This window comes from [Anoxybacillus] calidus, from assembly GCF_013760845.1.
GTDB classification, from domain to species: domain Bacteria; phylum Bacillota; class Bacilli; order Bacillales; family Anoxybacillaceae; genus Paranoxybacillus; species Paranoxybacillus calidus.
The window spans coordinates 114667-131927 of record NZ_JACDUU010000006.1 but is presented as its reverse complement, the minus strand read 5'-3'; the positions used below and the strand labels follow the sequence as shown (position 1 = coordinate 131927).

Sequence of the window (17261 nt, the reverse complement as noted above, 5' to 3'; positions counted from 1 at the left end):
TTAAATAAAGTCCAAGGCCCCATAGAGGATGCTCCCTTATTGAAAATGGATAAGTGTAGAAAATATTGAGGAATTTTTGATTCACGAACATGGCTGTAAAAGAAGGGTTAACAAAATGAGATATTAAATAGTGTTTATTACATTACACTAATATGTGGCATTCAATAAACAGGAATAATGCTTATGCTGTTGAAGTAAATAACAAAGAATGTTGAGTAAAGGAAGGTTTTGGCTTATTGAACAAACGGAATAGCTCAGTAATGTCGTCATTGTTACTTTTGAAATAGAATAACGTTGGAAGACACTGACTGAAGGGAGTTAGTGTCTTTTTTCTTTTTAGGGTATCATGATAATGTTTTTTTCTAAAAAGGTGATGGTCTTATGACAACAAATCAGAAATCCAATAGATTAATCGCTGAAAAGTCTCCTTTTACATGAAGGAAAGAAAAGAGGGACAAGGCTAGGAAAGTGGGGAAATGGACCAGCACCTTATGATAGAAGTACAAAGAAGCTAAGAGTACATGACACAAAAAGAGAAATTATCCGCTTAATTTTTGATAAATATTTAGTTGGAGAACCGATGTATGAGATAACTCTTTATCTAAACGAATAGGTTTATCGTACTAAAAAAGGTTCCTACTTTCAGGACGCACAAATTTAGCGTATCTTAGCAAATCCGGTTTATAAAGGAACAAAAAAACGGAAGGATCAGGACTTTTAAATCGAAAAACGAAGCCTTTAAGAAGGGTTAAGGACGAAGATGAGTGGATAATTACACCTAATGCACACGAACCAATCGTTACACAAGAAGAGTTTAATAAAGTTCAATGTATGATGGCTTTAAGAAACCGTGTACCTGTTAAGGCTAGGCAAGGTGCTTTTGCATTGTCAGGGTTACTGTGGTATTGAAAATGTAGTTATGCGATGAGATTTACTTACAGCAAAAATTTTAATACGCAACAGGCTCAAAATGTTCAATAATAAAACAGTTTTATTAAACTAACCGAGTAGGTTACTCAAAGATGCACATGATCATGTACCCATCCTACATAATTGGGCACAAAATGTCGGGTAGGTACATTCAGCTCCTGCTATTCTTTTAATCAAGGAGGTCATATAATGGATTTGCTTAAGAACATGAACAGAGCAATACAGTATATTGAAGAAAATCTTACTCATGATATTGATTTTAAAGAGGTGGCAAGGATCGCTTTCTGCTCCGAATATCATTTTAAAAGGATGTTTTCCTTCCTTACGGGCATTACGCTATCGGAATACATCCGCCGCAGACGCCTTACCCTTGCAGCATTTGAGCTTAAAGATAGCAACGTAAAGGTCATTGACATTGCGATGAAATACGGGTACAACTCACCAGATTCTTTTGCAAGAGCTTTTCAAAACTTGCATGGTATAACACCGTCAGAAGCGAGAAATCATGGCCATTCACTTAAAGCCTATCCACGAATGACCTTCCAGTTATCAATTAAAGGAGGAAATGAAATGAACTATCGAATTGTAGAAAAAGAGGCGTTTCGCATTGTTGGTATTATGAAAAGAGTACCTATTATTTTCAAAGGTGAGAATCCCGAAATCACTGCTATGTGGAAAACTCTGAATATGGAGAAGATAAATAAACTTAAAGAACTTTCTAATGTCGAGCCTTTAGGACTGATTCAAGCATCCACGAACTTTTCTGAAGGCAGAATGGAGGAAAAAGGGGAGCTTGATCACTATATTGGCGTGGCAACAACTAAGGAATGTCCAGCTGAATTTACACAACTTGAAGTTCCTGCCTCAACATGGGCTGTATTCGAAACAATCGGACCATTTCCTGATACACTGCAGGATGTATGGGGACGTATATATTCTGAATGGTTTCCAACCTCAAACTATGAACAAATAGAAGGGCCAGAAATCTTATCGATCGAAAGCAAAGATTTAACTTCACCAACTGTAAAATGTGAAATTTGGATTCCAGTTTTGAAAAAGTAAAAATGGCATTTGGGCTGTTTTGTAAGACATTCCTAATTTAGTGATACAGCATTATAAATCAACACTTTTATCCTTTCATAAAAAAATAAAGTCGGCGAAAACTATTCCAAGAATGGTTTTCGCCGAAACAATAAAAAATCACTTTCTAGAGTTAAATGTTTCACTCATCCTCTACGACTTGTCCACCAGCACCCGGTTCATTTATTGCATCGATGATTTCATTCTCTCCGCCTTTTTTAGCGATCTGTCCGAATTGATTGGCGTTTTGGCTACCTTTTTCAGCAATTTGTCCGCCTTGGCCTGCGTTCTCCCCACCTTTCCCAGTGAGGTTTTGTCCACCTTCCGAAGCTTTTTGTTTTACCCCAGCATTACCGCCTTCGTTTGCAAGATTATTCGTGTTGTAAATATTGATATAAATCTTTAGGCCGTCTTTATCGTGCTTGAAGGAGATATCTTCTTTTGACTCCTTCTTATTATTGTCCTTTTTGCGTTTTTTATCTTTATTGCTTCCCAAATGATTCCCTCCATTCATCCTTGATACTTGAAATATATTTTTTATTTCCTAAAGTGCTTGTGTACTTGTTCGTCTGTAACAATCACTTTTATGTCATTTTCTTTATTGTTCAGGTAATATTAAGATTAGAAAAAATTAGAATAAGGGTGTGGTCATATGACAGTAAATAAAAGTAAACCCAATAGATTAATCGCTGAAAAGTCTCCTTATCTGCTTCAACACGCCTATAATCCAGTCGATTGGTATCCGTGGGGAGAAGAAGCATTTGAAAAAGCAAAACGAGAGAACAAGCCTGTTTTTGTTAGTATAGGCTATTCAACTTGCCACTGGTGTCATGTCATGGCGCACGAAAGTTTTGAAGACGAAGAAGTGGCTAAGATATTAAATGAGAAATATGTATCTATTAAGGTCGATCGGGAAGAACGACCGGATATTGACTCCATTTATATGCGGGTTTGTCAAATGCTCACAGGACATGGTGGCTGGCCGCTTAGTGTGTTTTTAACTCCGGATCAAAAACCGTTTTATGCAGGAACATATTTTCCAAAACGAAGCCGGTACGGATACCCAGGTTTTATTGATGTGCTTACACAGTTATATGAGAAATTTAAGGCGAATCCTAAAGAAATTACAGCCATTTCCGAGCAAATCACGAAAAGCCTCCATCAATCCGTTCAAGCTCATGGGAAAGATCGACTTTCATCAGCCGCTTTAGATCAAACATATCGGCAGTTATTGAACAGTTTTGATGGGATTTATGGCGGTTTTGGCGGTGCGCCGAAGTTTCCAATTCCGCATATGCTGATGTTTTTAATGCGTTATTACAAATGGAAAGGGCAGGAGCAGGCACTGTTCATGACGGAAAAAACATTGAACAGTATGGCGAATGGTGGAATTTACGATCATATTGGATACGGTTTTGCCCGCTATTCGACCGACGCGATGTGGCTTGTGCCGCATTTTGAGAAAATGCTTTATGATAATGCCTTGCTTTTAACGGCCTATACAGAGGCTTATCAGCTTACCAAAAATGAGCGCTACAAAGAAATGAGCGAGCAAATCATCGAGTTTGTGAAACGGGAAATGACATCGAAGGAAGGAGCATTTTACTCGGCGATTGATGCCGATTCAGAGGGAATCGAAGGGAAGTATTACGTATGGGACAAAGAGGAGGTATTCAATGTCCTGGGAACGGAATTAGGGGATTTATTCTGCGAAGCTTACGATATTACGGAAAACGGTAACTTCGAGGGGCATAATGTACCGAATCTGATACATACGGATTGGGCAAACATTGCGAAAAAATATGAGTTGAACGAAGAACAACTAAAGGAGAAGCTCGAAACAGCAAGACAAAAATTGTTTGCCGCCCGTGCGTTACGTGTTTATCCACATGTTGACGATAAAATTTTAACCGCTTGGAATGCGTTAATGATTGCTGGCTTAGCAAAAGCGGCGAAAGTGTATGAAAATGGTTCCTACCTTGATATGGCGAAACAGGCGCTGACATTTATTGAAACACATACCATTCAAGATGGAAGAGTGATGATACGCTATCGTGAAGGGGAAGTGAAAAACAAAGGGGTTATTGACGACTACGCTTATTTGATTTGGGCCTATCTCGAGATGTATGAAGCGACATTTGAACAATCCTATTTGAAAAAGGCGATGGAACGTACTCGAGAGATGATCGAGCTATTTTGGGATGAGGCAAACGGCGGTTTTTATTTTACAGGAAAGGACGCGGAACAATTAATTGTTCGCGAAAAAGAAATTTACGATGGAGCTTTGCCATCAGGAAATAGTGTTGCGGCCGTGCAAATGATTCGTCTTGCTAGACTCACCGGTGACTTACAACTATTAGACAAGGCGGAAAAGATGTATTCGACGTTCAAACGTCAAGTGGAAGCGTACGGAAGCGGCCATACGTTTTTCCTTCAAGGTTTGTTGCTTTTCGAGATGCCGACAAGGGAAATTGTGATTTTTGGAAAAAAAGGCGACGAAAAAAGAGAAAGTCTGTTGAAGCGATTGCAACAAGCCTTTGTTCCGAATTATTCTGTATTGGTTGCGGAACGTCCATCTGATTTTTCGGCGATTGCCCCTTTTGCAGCGGAATATAAACCCATCGGAGACGAAACGACTGTCTATATATGTGAAAATTTTGCTTGTTTACAACCGACGACCGATGTTGAAGCAGTGATGAAGCAGCTGTTCAAGTGAAAGGCGTATTTCCATGTTATTTGGTGAAAATGTTTTCAAAGAAATAGCAGGATTCTTTTTCTTGATGAAGAAATACTAGTAAAAGAACAAACAAAAGGAGAGAAACCATATGGCGATAACGAATCCAAGCCGCGAAGAAATCGCTGAAATCTTACAAAAAGCAAAGCGTATTGCGGTCGTTGGTTTATCCAACAATCCTGAGCGCACATCTTACATGGTCGCGAAAGCGATGAAAGACGCAGGATATGAAATTATTCCAGTGAATCCGACGATTGATGAATGGGAAGGGATTAAAGCGGTAAAAACATTAAAAGACATTGACGGTCATGTCGATATTGTCAACGTTTTCCGGCGTCCGGAGCATTTGCCGGAAATCGCTCGTGAATTTGTACAAATCGATGCGGATGTGTTTTGGGGCCAATTAGGCGTTGTCAATGAGGAAGCCTACGAGTTTCTAAAAGAAAAAGGGTATACCGTTGTGATGGATCGCTGTATTAAAGTCGAACATGCATTAACGAAAAAGAATTAAAACGGATTCGGGGCTGACCGAAAAGTGTCTAACCTCATGCGAAATCCATCATATATAGTGTTCTCATCTAACGCTATATATTTTGGATTGAGGGTTCTGGCGCTTTGCTTTAGGGTCAGCCTTTTTTCTATTTTTTAATAAGAAAATTTGCTTATTTTGCCTGAATCGTTAAAATAGGCGTAGACGTTTCAAAAATTTATGTTACAATAAACAAACAGAAACAAATGTTCTTGTTTTGCTTGAAAGGGGTATGTGCGTGACGAATAAACAAGTATATGAATATAACGAAGATGCGATTCAAGTACTCGAAGGACTTGAGGCGGTACGAAAGCGTCCAGGAATGTATATCGGGAGCACGGATAGCCGCGGATTGCATCATCTCGTTTATGAAATTGTGGATAACTCTGTCGATGAGGCATTAGCGGGTTATGGAAATTATATTCTTGTAAAAATACATAAAGATAACAGCATCTCTGTCCAAGATGAAGGACGCGGGATGCCGACGGGAATGCACAAACTCGGAAAACCGACGCCTGAAGTGATTTTGACAGTGCTGCATGCTGGTGGTAAGTTTGGACAAGGCGGATATAAAACGAGCGGCGGCTTGCATGGCGTCGGTGCTTCTGTCGTGAATGCGCTATCTGAGTGGCTGACGGTGACGATTCATCGTGACGGCTTTATTTATCAACAACGATTTGAAAACGGAGGAAAACCTGTTACAACTCTAGAGAAAATCGGAACAACAAAGAAGACAGGAACGACGATTCATTTTAAGCCTGACCCGACGATTTTTAGCACAACAACGTTTAGTTATGAAACGTTAAGCGAACGTTTACGCGAGTCAGCATTTTTATTAAAAGGGCTAAAAATTGAACTCGTCGATGAACGCACGGATACGCGAGATGTATTCCATTATGAAAATGGAATTGAAGCATTTGTAGAGTATTTAAACGAAGAAAAAGATGTCCTTCATCCTGTCGTTTTTTTTGAAGGAGAACAAAACGGGATTGAAGTAGAATTTGCCTTTCAGTTTAATGACGGATACTCTGAAAATGTTCTTTCTTTTGTCAATAATGTGCGCACAAAGGATGGCGGCACACATGAAGCTGGTGCGAAAACAGCCATGACGCGCGTATTCAACGAATATGCACGCAGGGCTGGATTATTGAAGGAAAAAGATAAAAACTTAGAAGGTTCCGATATACGTGAAGGTTTATCAGCCATTGTATCTGTACGTATTCCAGAAGGGTTGTTGCAATTTGAAGGACAAACGAAAGGCAAGCTCGGAACAAGTGAAGCACGTTCGGCTGTAGATGCGGTCGTTTCCGAACATCTGACTTACTTTTTGCAGGAAAATCCAGACATCAGCACGATGTTGATTAAAAAAGCAATTAAAGCGTTCCAAGCGCGTGAAGCGGCTCGTAAAGCAAGAGAAGAAGCGCGCAGCGGCAAAAAACGAAAAGGAAAAGAAGCGATATTAAGCGGCAAGTTGACACCGGCACAATCGCGTAACCCGAAAAAAAATGAGCTATATTTAGTTGAGGGGGATTCTGCAGGCGGTTCGGCGAAACAAGGACGTGACCGTCGCTTCCAGGCCGTTCTTCCGTTGCGTGGTAAAGTGATTAATACGGAAAAAGCAAAATTGGCCGATATTTTTAAAAACGAAGAAATTAACACCATTATTCACGCTATCGGTGGCGGTGTCGGCCCGGAATTTTCGCTTGAAGATATTAACTACGATAAAATCGTGATTATGACGGACGCTGACACAGATGGGGCTCATATCCAAGTTTTGCTGTTGACGTTCTTCTATCGCTACATGAGACCTCTAATTGAAGCTGGTAAAGTATTCATTGCTCTTCCACCACTTTATAAAGTAAGTAAAGGAACAGGTAAAAAAGAAATTGTCGAGTATGCTTGGACGGATGAGCAGTTAAAAGAAGCGATTAAGAAAGTCGGCAAAGGATATACGATTCAACGTTACAAAGGTCTTGGTGAGATGAACGCTGATCAATTGTGGGAAACGACGATGAACCCAGAGACGCGCACGTTAATCCGTGTGCGTATTGATGATGCGGCAAGAGCGGAGCGGCGAGTGACAACGCTTATGGGCGACAAAGTAGAGCCGCGCCGTAAATGGATTGAAGCGAACGTCGCCTTCGGTTTAGAAGATGATGTGAGTATTTTAGAAAATGAACATTTATCGGTCGCAGAGGAGGTTTAATGTATGGCACAAACAGAAAGAATTTTAGATTTACCATTGGAGGATGTATTAGGCGACCGTTTTGGACGTTATAGTAAATATATTATTCAAGAGCGTGCTCTTCCTGATGTACGCGACGGTTTAAAACCGGTGCAGCGCCGCATATTGTATGCCATGTATATGGACGGCAATACATCTGATAAAGGGTTTCGAAAAGCGGCGAAAACGGTCGGAAATGTCATCGGTAACTACCATCCTCACGGTGACTCTTCCGTTTATGAAGCAATGGTGCGGATGAGTCAGGATTGGAAACTGCGCAACATTTTAATTGAAATGCATGGAAATAACGGAAGCATCGATGGCGACCCGCCAGCAGCGATGCGTTATACAGAAGCCCGTCTCTCCGCCATTGCTTCGGAATTATTGCGGGACATTGACAAACAAACAGTAGAATTTGTGCCTAACTTTGATGATACAAGCAAAGAGCCTGTCGTGCTGCCAGCGATGTTTCCGAACTTGCTTGTAAACGGTTCAACAGGGATTTCTGCCGGATATGCAACAGAAATTCCGCCGCATCATTTAGGAGAAGTCATTGATGCGGTGATTATGCGAATTGATAAACCGAATTGTACAGTGGATGACTTAATGACTGTTCTTCATGGCCCTGATTTTCCAACGGGTGGCATTATTCAAGGGAAAGACGGAATCAAAAAAGCATATGAAAGCGGAAAAGGAAAAATCATTATCCGCGGCAGGGCAACGATTGAAACAGCAAAAGGCGGGAAACAACAAATTGTCATTACGGAAATTCCTTACGAGGTCAATAAGGCGAACCTGGTCAAGAAAATCGATGAACTTCGTCTCGAACGAAAACTAGAAGGAATTTCTGAAGTTCGTGATGAAACGGACCGCACCGGTTTGCGAATTGTCATCGAATTAAAGAAAGAGGTAGACGCAGAAGGAATTTTAAATTATTTGTATAAAAATACAGATTTGCAAGTGCCTTACAACTTTAATATGGTGGCGATTCACAAGCGGCGCCCAAAACTTTTAAGCCTTCCGGAATTGTTAGACGCCTATATTGAACATCAGAAAGAGGTTGTCACGAACCGTTCGCAATTTGAACTTAAAAAAGCACGTGAACGCGAACATATTGTCGAAGGCTTAATGAAAGCTTTATCGATTCTTGATGAAGTGATTGCGACGATTCGCGCTTCGAAAGACAAACGCGATGCCAAAGACAATTTAATCGCAAAATACCAGTTTACCGAAGCGCAGGCAGAGGCGATTGTATCGTTGCAGTTGTATCGTTTAACGAATACAGATATTACGGCTTTAAAACAGGAAGCGGAGGAGCTGGCTAAAAAAATTGCTGAACTAACCGCGATTTTAGCCAGTGAAAAGAAATTGTTTTCTGTCATTAAAGCTGATTTGAAAAAAATGAAAAAAATGTATGCCGATGAACGTCGGACAACAATTGAAGAGGAAATTGAAGAAATTAAAATTAATTTAGAGGTTATGATTCCGCAAGAAGATGTGATTGTGACAGTAACGAAAGAAGGATATATCAAACGAACGAGTCTTCGTTCTTACACAGCTTCTAACGGACAAGATTTAGGAATGAAGGAATCGGACCGTTTGCTTACGCAGCTAGAGATGAGCACAACAGATGTGTTGTTGTTATTTACAAGCCGTGGAAATTATATTTATTGTCCTGTGCATGAATTGCCTGATATTCGTTGGAAAGATTTAGGACAGCATATCTCGAACATTGTTCCATTAGAGCGTGAAGACGAGATCATCGCAGCGATTCCGGTGAAGGATTTTGCACAACCACTTGATATTATATTTGTTACAAAAGGTGGTTTAGTGAAGCGAACGGAGCTAACTCAATACAAAGTACAACGTTACACCAAACCGTTAGTGGCTATCAATTTAAAAGAAGACGATCAAGTAGTTGCTGTTTATACAACGGATGGAAAGCAAGAGATTTTTCTTGTCACTCATCAAGGATACGGACTATGGTTCAGTGAAGAGGAAATTAGTGTTGTTGGTGTGCGTGCTGCCGGAGTGAAAGGAATTAACCTGAAAGAAAACGACTTTGTTGTTTCTGCTCATCAAATTAAAAATCAAGATTTACAATGTTTGATTATCGCTACTCAACGCGGTGCAGTGAAAAAAATGCCGCTCGTTGAATTTGAGAAAACGTCACGGGCGAAACGCGGTGTTGTTATGTTAAGAGAGTTAAAGACGAAACCGCATCGGATTGTTGCATCATTGTTAACAGAAAAGGACAATGAGATTGTCTATTTACAAACAGAGAACGGACATGTCGAGGTAATACAGTCTTCACAGCTACGATTCGTTGATCGATATAACAATGGTGAGTTTCTCGTTGATACCGAGGAAGTAGGCGAAGTAAAAGAAATGTGGCTGGGTATTCATAACTTAGAAGAATAAACGTACAACGATCTAGACTTTCCTGATACGGAGAAGTTTAGAGAAAAGTTGTTCGCAGTTAGGTGGGAAGGAAAAACGCAAGCATTGGTCATCATGGTAGACCGCTGCTTGCGTTTTTTATTTTATCGTCGCCCAAAATTTCCACCATTTTTTTGTTTTTTTCATTTCGGCTGTTGGTGTCGATTCTCTAAATGCTAAAACAAGCTTGCGGAATGCGCGCTCACGTTCCATGATTTTTTGTTCATATAATTTTCTTTCATGCTCTAGCGTTAAAAGATCATATTCTTTTTCTTCCTGTAAAGTTTCTTCCTCTAATAAAATTTCTTCTAATAAGGTTTCCTCTAATAAAGCTTCTTGTGATAAGGTTTCTTCTAACTCTTCTAACGTTTTTATATTTGTATTTTGGAAATCATCTATTTGTTTTTGAAAAACCTGTACATGCTGCTCTGTTTCTTCTTTTATCTGTTCTATTGAATGAGCCGTTGCTTCATTCTGATCGGAGATTTTCTGCATACAACTTTTTTTGAGGTCTGACATGGAATGAAGGTATTCAGAAACTTGACTCGCCTCTTCTTTAACAATGTCATATTCTTCATGAAGCTCTTCTTTCAAATGCAGCGATGTTTCTTGTAAATCTTTGTTTGCTGAATGATCATCGCTCATTTCCTCATTTATCACAATCATCTGTTCGACTGCGTTTTCTTCTTGAGAAACATGTGTTGACGCAACCGGGGTGTTCTGTGATTTTAAATAGTTTATAATCTCATGTTTCTTTAACTTTTTTTCATACAAAGCTTTAATGTTTTGAAAAAAATTCTCTTCTGCTTCCGAATAAATACGTGCACCTTGTTTGGTTCTTGGTATCGAGATGTACGTTTCGAAATCTTTTTCCCATTGTTTTATCACTTTGGGCGACACACCCATCCTTTTTGCGAATTCCGGTAACGTATACGACTTCATCCAAACCCATTCCTTTCTATGTTTTAAAGTCAATACATTTTTATTCCACTATGTATGGTCCGTTTTCCTGCCAAGTGACAAAACATTACAAAATAACAATTTGATACACAAAAATTAACAAATACAGTCTGATATGTAAGCAAATATTGACGAAAATATATTATTTTTTTGTTGACTAACTTGTATATACAAGTTAAAATGAAATCGACTTGTATATACAGGTTTTTGAAAGCGTTTAAAAGGAGTGCTAGAGATGTTTAAAAAATTATTTGGAAAAAGAGAGAAAAAGGAAGAAACGTTGTTTGCTCCTTTAAATGGAAAAGTTGTTGATATTGAACAAGTTCCAGATCCTACTTTTTCTCAAAAGTTAATGGGAGAGGGGATCGCCATTGAACCAGCGGATGGAACAGTTGTTTCACCTGTGAATGGAGAAATTATTCAGTTTTTCCATACGAAACATGCAATCGGCATCCGTTCAGAAACGGGATTGGAAATATTGATTCACGTCGGGCTTGAAACTGTCATGTTAAACGGAGAGGGATTTACAGGACATGTTCAAGTGGGAGATAAAGTAAAAGTAGGCGATCGTTTAATTACATTTGATCTTGAGGTTATTAAAGAAAAAGCAGCAAGTTCCATTACACCTATCGTCATTACGAATATGGATGCAGTTCAATCCATTGAGAAATTTCCGGTTACTCATGCAAAAGCAAGAATGGATCAATTAATGCACATCATGATAAAAAAATAGACACATTTTTGTAAACGGTTACGGGGGGTTAATGATGAGTGTCAACAAACAATCAGTAGAAAAGATTGTGGAAGCGATTGGAGGAAAAGAGAATATCGTTGCAGCAACGCACTGCGTAACGCGTTTAAGATTTGCCTTAAAAGATGAAGGAAAAGTGAATAAAGAGGCACTTGAAAGCATCGATATTGTAAAAGGTTCGTTTTCTGCAAATGGTCAATTCCAAGTCGTTATCGGTCAAGGGCTTGTCGATAAAGTGTACAATGAAATGGTGGAAATGACAGGGATTGGACGAGCGACAAAACAAGAAATTAAAGATGCAGCTGAAGCGAAATTAAATCCGTTGCAACGTGCGATTAAAACGTTGGCAGACATCTTTATTCCGATTTTGCCAGCGATTGTGACAGCAGGATTATTAATGGGAATTAACAACGTGTTAACAGGTCCTGGCATTTTTTATGAGGACAAATCGTTCGTTCAAGTGCATAAAGAATGGGCTGATTTAGCAAGTATTATTAACTTAATTGCCAATACCGCTTTCGTCTTCTTGCCTGGTTTAATTGGTTGGTCTGCAGTGAATAAATTTGGCGGCAGTCCATTGTTAGGGATTGTGCTTGGATTAATGCTTGTACACCCTGACCTTTTAAACGCATGGGGATGGGGAGCGGCCAAACAAGAAGGAAATATTCCTGTTTGGAACTTATTTGGCTTAGAAATTCAAAAAGTAGGTTATCAAGGTCAAGTATTACCAGTATTAGCTGCATCTTATGTTTTAGCGAAAATTGAAATTTTCTTGCGTAAGCGAATTCCAGATGCGTTCCAATTATTGTTAGTTGCACCGTTTGCTCTATTAATTACAGGATTTTTAGCATTTATCGCCATTGGACCAGTTACGTTCGCTATCGGTAATACGATTACAAACGTATTCGTTGGCATTTTTGATAACGCTCCAGCGATTGGTGGTTTTATTTACGGTGCTTTGTATGCTCCATTAGTTGTAACAGGGATGCATCATACATTCCTACCAGTAGATTTACAATTGATTTCAAGTACAGGCGGTACATTCTTATGGCCGATTCTTGTTATGTCCAATATTGCTCAAGGTTCTGCAGCATTAGCCATGATGTTCTTAGCGAAAGATGAAAAATTAAAAGGATTGTCATTTACTTCTGCTGTTTCCGCTTATCTCGGTATCACAGAGCCAGCGATGTTTGGTGTGAATTTGCGCTTTAGATATCCGTTCATTGCAGCGATGACTGGAGCAGCGATTGCCGGTATGTTTATTACGTTCAATAAAGTAATCGCTCCATCCATTGGTGTGGGCGGTTTGCCAGGATTTTTATCCATTGTGCCGCAAAAATGGATGCCGTTCTTTATCGGCATGGCGATTGCGATTGTTGTACCAATTGTATTAACTTCGATCTTTGCCAAACTAAAGAAGGATCAATAAGCAAACATCTTTTTCGCAACGATGCCATTGGTATACAAACCATTTGCCAATGGTATCGTTTTGTTTCTCGTGTTTCAAAAATAGGAATAGGTGGGGGTATCCATGGAAAAACAACCTTGGTGGAAAAAGGCAGTTGTTTATCAAATTTATCCAAAAAGTTTCAAAGATACAACAGGAAACGGAGTTGGCGATTTACAAGGGATTATCGAAAAGTTGGATTATTTGAAAACATTAGGCATCGATGTCATTTGGTTAACACCGATTTATAAATCACCTCAGCGCGACAACGGTTATGATATTAGCGATTATTTTAGCATTCATGAAGAGTATGGAACAATGGAAGACTTTGAGCGTTTGCTTGATGAAGCTCATCAGCGCGGAATCAAGATTATTATGGATATGGTCGTTAACCATACGTCTACGGAGCATGAATGGTTTAAACAAGCGCGTTCATCCAAAGATAATCCATATCGTCATTTTTACATTTGGAAAGATCCAAAGTCGGATGGAAGCGCACCGACGAACTGGCAGTCAAAGTTTGGTGGTTCGGCTTGGGAGTATGACGAGCAGACCAGTCAATATTATTTGCATTTATTCGATGTCACACAGGCAGACTTGAACTGGGAAAACGAAGAACTGCGCAAAAAAATCTATGACATGATGCATTTTTGGTTTCAAAAAGGTGTCGATGGTTTTCGTTTAGATGTAATTAATTTAATTTCTAAAGATCAGCATTTTCTAGATGATGACGGCTCCGTGCCGCCGGGGGACGGCCGTAAATTTTACACAGATGGTCCACGCATTCACGAATTTTTGCAAGAAATGAATCGCGAAGTATTTTCGAAATATGACATTATGACCGTTGGTGAGATGTCATCGACAACGATTGATCATTGTATTAAATATACAAACCCAGAACGCAAAGAATTAAATATGACTTTTAATTTCCATCATTTAAAAGTCGATTATCCAAACGGGGAAAAGTGGGCGGTTGCTGATTTTGATTTCTTGGCATTAAAAAGAATTTTATCAACTTGGCAAGTAGAAATGAACAAAGGCGGCGGCTGGAATGCTTTATTCTGGTGCAACCACGATCAGCCTCGTGTCGTTTCCCGCTATGGGGATGATGGAAAATATCATAAAGAATCAGCAAAAATGCTTGCTACGGTTATTCATATGATGCAGGGCACGCCATATATTTATCAAGGCGAAGAAATCGGTATGACTGACCCAAAATTTGATCGGATTGAAGATTATCGCGATGTTGAAACGTTAAATATGTACAAAATTTTACAAGAAAAAGGAAAAACAGAGGAAGAAGTTCTTGAAATTTTAAAACGTAAATCGCGTGACAATTCCCGTACTCCAATGCAGTGGGATGGAAGCAAACACGCTGGTTTTACAACAGGGACACCATGGATTAATGTTGCAGCAAACTATAAAGAAATTAATGTAGAAAATGCGCTTAATGACCCAACATCTATTTTTTATCATTATCAGCGGCTCATTCAATTACGAAAAGAGTATGACATTATTACAACCGGTGATTACCAGCTCATTTTAGAAGAGCATCCATCCATTTTTGCTTATGTGCGAAATGGAGAAAACGAGAAACTTCTTGTTGTCAACAATTTTTATGACAAGGAAACAACATTTGAGCTGCCAAGTACAGTTGATATTGAAGGCTATACGAGCTCCATCTTACTTTCGAATTATGAAAACTCACCAGAAGATTTCAAAAAGATGACATTACGGCCTTACGAATCGATTGTTTATCACTTAAAAAAATAATGATACAATACTTTTCGGTGATAAACATGCGAGAAAACAAATATTTAACGATTTATAATGACTTGTTATTAAAAATTCGGCAAGGAATATTAAAAGCAAATGAAAAGCTGCCATCAGAAAATGAATTAGTTCAACAATATCAAACTTCGCGGGAAACGATTCGCAAAGCGTTAAATCTTTTATCAGAACATGGATACATTCAAAAAATTAAAGGAAAAGGTTCCATTGTTCTTGATGTAAGCAAATACGATTTTCCCGTTTCCGGATTGGTCAGTTTTAAAGAGTTAGCGCAGAAAATGAAAAAACCGTCAAAAACCATTGTTTGTGAATTGGATCTTGTGAAGCCAGATGAGTATTTGAAAAAACATTTACACGTTACAAATAAAGATGAAGTATGGAAAGTCATTCGTGCTCGTGAAATCGAAGGGGAAAAAATTATTTTAGATAAGGATTTTTTTAATAAAAAATTTGTACCTTCTTTAACGCGAGAAATATGTGAAGATTCCATTTACGAATATATTGAAAATGAGCTAAAACTAAAAATCAGTTTCGCGAAAAAAGAAATATTTGTCGATAAAGCAACTGATGAGGATGATCAATATTTAGATTTAGAAGGATACAACCATATAGTTGTCGTGAAAAACTTTGTATATTTAGACGATGCCAGCCTGTTTCAGTACACGGAATCAAGGCATCGGCTTGACAAGTTTCGTTTTGTTGATTTTGCACGGAGAAGTCATCAGTAATGGATATGAAGCACCTGTACATTCGTACGGGTGTTTTTTATTTGTTAATGTATGTTTTATGTTTTTATTAAACTATGTTCTAAATAATCAATATTAAAATAGCACATTTTATTAAGAAAAATGATTGTAATATCACGAAAAATTTATGGCTATCCTTGTAACATATAGAGGAGATGAGGATTATGCAACCATCATGGTTATCGCTATTACCATTCTTAATTGTCATTCCAATGGCAATTTGGCTTCGAGAAATATTATCAGGACTTCTATTAGGTTTGTTAGTCGGTTCCTTTTGTTTAGAACCGCATTGGCTCGGCGGATTAAAAAAAACAATCCAATACATGATTCAAAGTTTGACAGATGTCGAACATGTAAAAGTAGTTCTTTTCTTATACCTTTTTGGCGCTTTAATTGGAATGATGCAAATCACTGGAGGAATAAAGGGGTTTGTTCAATGGATTAGCGAAAAGATTCATTCGCAAAGAAGAATGTTATTGTTTGTATGGTTTACCGTTCCATTTACATTCTTTACGCCGATGTTTCGCATCATGTTAATTGGTCCTGTGATGAAATCGATGATTGAAAAGCTTCATATAGATAAAAGGAGAATGGCATACATTATTGATGTATCAACAGAGCCAATTATTGTATTATTGCCGGCTGCTACAGCTTTCATTGGTTTTATGACCTCTGTAGTAGAAGGGGCTTTAAAGCAAAATGGTCTGGAAGAGTCTGCATATCAAATGTTTATTGCCAGCTTGCCGTTTAATTTTTTTGCCATTATCGCATTGTTTATTGGCTTGTTTACGACATTTATGAATATCGGTAACCGCGAGAAAAGCGGAAAAAATGAAAGGGAACAACATGAGACGAATCATTTTCACCGTTTAGGAATAAAGAAAGAGCTGGCGTTAGTTGTAGGGGAGCCGCTACATCTTATTTTTCCGCTCTCCCTTATTTGGTTATTTACGATGATATTATTTTGGTATGACGGAAAAGCGAAAGGAGCGGAAACAGTAATCGAGGCATTTTCTATGGCAGATGCGACATTTGTTATGTTACTTTCTCTTTTCTTTACGTTAATAATAACCATCCTTTTTTATTTATTTCGTCACCAATCGCTAAATGAATTGATTTATCATTTTTTTGATGGCGGGAATCAGCTAATGATTCCAATTGGTATGCTTATTTTAGTGTGGGCGGTTTCACTAACAGCGGAAGACTTAGGCTTTTCCGAATACGTATCATCTACATTTGGAACATTTCTTCCCAAACCTATTGTCCCTGCCGTCATTTTTCTTGTTGGTTCATTTATTTCTTATTTTATAGGAACCTCTTGGGGGACATGGGGATTATTTATGCCGTTAGGGGTAACGTTAGCTGTGGCGACTGATGCCTCATTACCAATGACAATAGGCGCTGTTTTTGCAAGTGGCACATTTGGAGCATTTGCCTCTCCATTGGGGGATACAACGATAACGAGCGCTTCGATCATGGACTTAGATGTCATGGAATACGCGAAGTATAAATTAAAAATTTCCTTACTTTGCGGTGGATTGTCTTTTATTGGTTATTTAATAGCACCGATCGTTTTTTAACTATAATGAAAGAAAATTTGAAATGAACAAACAGTTTTTTGTTTTGTTAA

Annotated in this window: 12 protein-coding genes and 1 pseudogene; 11 read left to right on the top strand and 2 right to left on the bottom strand. The window is 38.6% G+C overall.

Going from position 1 to position 17261, the window contains the following annotated elements; translation table 11 throughout:
• Positions 1 to 729 precede the first annotated feature (729 nt).
• Together HNQ85_RS18085 and HNQ85_RS12615 are read left to right on the top strand one after the other, a co-directional pair.
• Positions 730 to 909 (top strand): annotated as a pseudogene (locus tag HNQ85_RS18085) (recombinase family protein); the annotation flags it as partial.
• Between the two features lie 210 nt (positions 910 to 1119).
• Positions 1120 to 1992: an AraC family transcriptional regulator gene (locus tag HNQ85_RS12615; protein ID WP_181538077.1), complete on the top strand. Its 873-nt coding sequence runs from the start codon at positions 1120 to 1122 to the stop codon at positions 1990 to 1992.
• A gap of 160 nt (positions 1993 to 2152) precedes the next feature.
• Here the strand turns inward: HNQ85_RS12615 and HNQ85_RS12610 are convergent, their stop codons facing one another.
• Complete coding sequence (locus HNQ85_RS12610) at positions 2153 to 2506, bottom strand: hypothetical protein (protein ID WP_181538076.1); 354 nt, start codon at positions 2504 to 2506, stop codon at positions 2153 to 2155.
• 156 nt (positions 2507 to 2662) lie between these two features.
• Here HNQ85_RS12610 and HNQ85_RS12605 point away from each other — a divergent pair, with 156 nt between their 5' ends.
• The 4 genes from HNQ85_RS12605 to parC all read left to right on the top strand — a co-directional run bounded on the left by HNQ85_RS12605 (position 2663) and on the right by parC (position 9918).
• Positions 2663 to 4726 (top strand): thioredoxin domain-containing protein, encoded by a 2064-nt coding sequence (locus HNQ85_RS12605; protein WP_181538075.1) that lies wholly within the window; start codon positions 2663 to 2665, stop codon positions 4724 to 4726.
• A gap of 109 nt (positions 4727 to 4835) precedes the next feature.
• Positions 4836 to 5255 carry a CoA-binding protein gene (locus HNQ85_RS12600; RefSeq protein ID WP_181538074.1) on the top strand — a complete coding sequence of 140 codons (420 nt, stop codon included), beginning with the start codon at positions 4836 to 4838 and terminating at the stop codon, positions 5253 to 5255.
• A gap of 250 nt (positions 5256 to 5505) precedes the next feature.
• A complete protein-coding gene (parE, locus tag HNQ85_RS12595) occupies positions 5506 to 7479 on the top strand; it encodes a DNA topoisomerase IV subunit B (protein WP_181538073.1) in 1974 nt (657 codons plus the stop codon).
• Positions 7480 to 7482: 3 nt separating this feature from the next.
• Positions 7483 to 9918, top strand: a complete 2436-nt coding sequence (parC, locus tag HNQ85_RS12590) for a DNA topoisomerase IV subunit A (protein WP_181538072.1) — start codon at positions 7483 to 7485, stop codon at positions 9916 to 9918.
• Positions 9919 to 10035: 117 nt separating this feature from the next.
• Here parC and HNQ85_RS12585 read toward each other — a convergent pair whose 3' ends face one another.
• Positions 10036 to 10878 carry a MerR family transcriptional regulator gene (locus HNQ85_RS12585; protein WP_181538071.1) on the bottom strand — a complete coding sequence of 281 codons (843 nt, stop codon included), beginning with the start codon at positions 10876 to 10878 and terminating at the stop codon, positions 10036 to 10038.
• Positions 10879 to 11131: 253 nt separating this feature from the next.
• On the opposite strand from HNQ85_RS12585, the gene HNQ85_RS12580 reads away from it, so the two are divergent.
• The 5 genes from HNQ85_RS12580 (at position 11132) to HNQ85_RS12560 (ending at position 17211) form a co-directional block, all read left to right on the top strand.
• Entirely contained in the window at positions 11132 to 11629 is a 498-nt protein-coding gene (locus tag HNQ85_RS12580; protein ID WP_181538070.1) for a PTS sugar transporter subunit IIA, read from the top strand.
• A gap of 34 nt (positions 11630 to 11663) precedes the next feature.
• Positions 11664 to 13076: a PTS system trehalose-specific EIIBC component gene (gene treP, locus HNQ85_RS12575; protein WP_181538069.1), complete on the top strand. Its 1413-nt coding sequence runs from the start codon at positions 11664 to 11666 to the stop codon at positions 13074 to 13076.
• 102 nt (positions 13077 to 13178) lie between these two features.
• Entirely contained in the window at positions 13179 to 14867 is a 1689-nt protein-coding gene (treC, locus tag HNQ85_RS12570; protein ID WP_181538068.1) for an alpha,alpha-phosphotrehalase, read from the top strand.
• Between the two features lie 26 nt (positions 14868 to 14893).
• Positions 14894 to 15613, top strand: a complete 720-nt coding sequence (treR, locus tag HNQ85_RS12565) for a trehalose operon repressor (RefSeq protein ID WP_181538067.1) — start codon at positions 14894 to 14896, stop codon at positions 15611 to 15613.
• Between the two features lie 182 nt (positions 15614 to 15795).
• The gene (locus tag HNQ85_RS12560; RefSeq protein WP_181538066.1) at positions 15796 to 17211 is read left to right on the top strand and encodes a Na+/H+ antiporter NhaC family protein; all 1416 of its coding nucleotides are present in this window, start codon (positions 15796 to 15798) and stop codon (positions 17209 to 17211) included.
• Positions 17212 to 17261 lie beyond the last annotated feature (50 nt).